The following is a 2546-nucleotide window of genomic DNA, read 5'->3' on the forward strand; positions in this document are numbered from 1 at the left end:
CAGGGAATATCAGGACTATGCGCGCTCCTTTGGGATAACGCTGAGCATGAGCCGTAAAGGAAATTGCTGGGACAACGCGCCGATGGAGTCTTTTTACAGTCGATTGAAGGTGGAATTGATACACGGTACAGAATGGGGCTCGCTCAACGAGCTGAAGTCGAGTATCTTTGAGTACATTGAAATTTTTTACAACCGTCAGCGACGTCATTCTAGCTTAGGGAATTTAAGCCCTGAAACGTTCGAACAAAAACTGTTGTTGGCATAACAAGGGGTGTCTACTTTTTGTGGGTAACACCAGGATCTCTATGAATTTTGAATCTGAACTTGAGATTGCCAATGAATTTAGAAAGTCATTAGATTCAAGAATGGGAAATATAGTTATTCCTGGGAATCCTAGGTCAAGATTATTCAATGGATTTTATCATCTTGCGTCTGAACACTTTTGCTCCTTAGTTCATTTACTAAATCTAAATTTTTTTGCTTCAGCAGGAGCTTTACTTCGCTCTCAGTACGAGGCAACTGTTCGTGGTCTATATTTTCAAGATTTTTCTTCTAAGAAAGCATTGAATAATTTCATATCTGGAAAGTGCAATACGACTCTAGCGGGCTTGGTTGGGCAGATAAGTAGTCAGTTAGATAAAGAAAAAGGAAGTAGTTTCTATATACTCTTCAAAAAGTTAGAAACTTTGATGAATGAGTTTAACCATGGCGGAATGGAACAAATAGATCGTCGATTCACTGAAACTGAAATGACGAACAATTTCAGCGAAAAGGATAAGCACTTAATAGTTACAATATCTCTATTATTAATCCGAGTATCAACCACATGTGCTTTAAACGCGGCAGGAAAAGAGGACGAAGCTAAAATAATCATTGATGAGGTGCTTAGTGATAATCCATAACAAGGCAGTGTTGGGCTACCCCGCCAACCGCTACGCGGCGGGGCATGGACTCGCTGACGCTCGCCCCAAGTTTTCGCGTTACTGGTATTAGCATGCACGAACCCGAGAATTATACTTGTCCATTTTGTCGTTTGTTAAATGACAAAGTTGAAAGTAATGCCGAGGTAATTTTTGAGTCGGAGCATTCGGTTGGTTTTCTTGGGCTTCACGGCAACGAAGGTTCTGGACCCACGGTTTTAGTTGCTTCAAAGGAACACTACGAAAACCTTTACGATTTACCATCAGAAGTGCTTGCGGATACTTTTTTGTTAGCTAAGAAAATCGCTATCGCCCTAAATCAAGAGTTTGAAGTAGATGGGACGACCATCTTGCAGCACAATGAACCTGCTGGAAATCAAGATGTATGGCATTTTCATTTGCACGTAAAAGGTAGGCTGAAAGGTGATAGTCTATATAAAAAGACTGCTTTCAAACTTACGTCAAATGAAAAAGACGATATTCGTCAAAGGCTAAGGCGGTACCAGTAACAAGTACGCGCAGTGGATTGGTTGCGCTGAGTTTCACCAACCACTGGCATAAACGTTCTATCGGGTACGCATAGCCTTTTTTGAACGTAGATAGACAACTCGTTTATGTCCAAAAGCAATTTAGGGCCTACCTCAACCCGTTACATCTGCAACAGCCCGAGAATTTCTAATTGTCATTAAATTTAAAGTGATTTTGCGAGAGCTTAGTGTCAGTTGTATTTGATGTTTCGAACGTCGTTAGCGTGTTTTTTCTGATGTTTTAATTATCGGCTGTAAGGAGATTTCAGAGGGGTGCTAATGCAGATCTTTGAATCGGGGCTTAAAAAAGCTCTCAGAAGCTCTACGGAGCTCCTGAGTTGTAGCTTATGGTGGTAAAAGTCGCAGCTTATGGTGTCCAAGTCGCAGCTTATGCGCACACCCACAACACTGTGGGTGTGCGCATAAGCTGCGACTTTCTTTCCAGGTTTAACGGGGAGTTAGGTTTTAACTTCCGCCATAAGCTGCGACTAAATTTACGCCATAAGGTGAGATTATCTTACCAAAACTGCACATAAGGTGCGACTTTCTCATTAGCCGTGGATTTTGGAGTACAAAGTGTTAGTTTTGGTCAAATAAAGTCAAGAGAATGATCGCATTCTCAAGTTGTAACTAACCTTGAACCACTAAAAGGAGGTCCAACCCCGCTTTAAAATGGCGACATCACTTTCCGAAAAAGGTAGCGCAAGGTACCGCTCGAAACCCTTAAAGCCGACCACAACAATCCCTGACTCTTTGTTCTTGATGCAAATCCTCGTTGGAACCATTAAGCCCAGTATCTCATCAACGTAAGCATTGCTAATGTCATCATACTCACTATACCTTTTCACAAGGCGCCTACTGGCTTTTAGCTCTCAAAAACTAGCTTTCAAAGCCCGATACTCACGAAGATCCATATCGTTTTGGCTGGCAGTATGCAGATCGCCGCTCAGACCCTTATATTTCTTTTGACGGTGCCTATTCATAAAAGTACCTCTAATACGGAACTAGTGGGCCATGCGGAAAGTTAAGTAATTAAAAAGATTGTAGTACAATGGCCGCATGAGAACATCATCGCCACTACATATTTCTGATAACGACC

Annotated in this window: 3 protein-coding genes; all 3 read left to right on the forward strand. The window is 41.8% G+C overall.

Annotated features, from left to right (window positions below; genetic code table 11):
- Positions 1-265: IS3 family transposase (locus tag BCF53_RS18990; RefSeq protein WP_165902005.1), on the forward strand; the 265-nt coding region annotated here is incomplete at its 5' end.
- 40 nt (positions 266-305) lie between these two features.
- A complete protein-coding gene (locus tag BCF53_RS18995; RefSeq protein ID WP_132704337.1) occupies positions 306-902 on the forward strand; it encodes a DUF6988 family protein in 597 nt (198 codons plus the stop codon).
- A 44-nt stretch (positions 903-946) separates the two neighbouring features.
- Positions 947-1429, forward strand: a complete 483-nt coding sequence (locus tag BCF53_RS19000) for an HIT family protein (protein ID WP_132704339.1) — start codon at positions 947-949, stop codon at positions 1427-1429.
- Positions 1430-2546: the final 1117 nt, after the last annotated feature.

This window comes from Reinekea marinisedimentorum, from assembly GCF_004341165.1.
GTDB lineage: Bacteria > Pseudomonadota > Gammaproteobacteria > Pseudomonadales > Natronospirillaceae > Reinekea > Reinekea marinisedimentorum.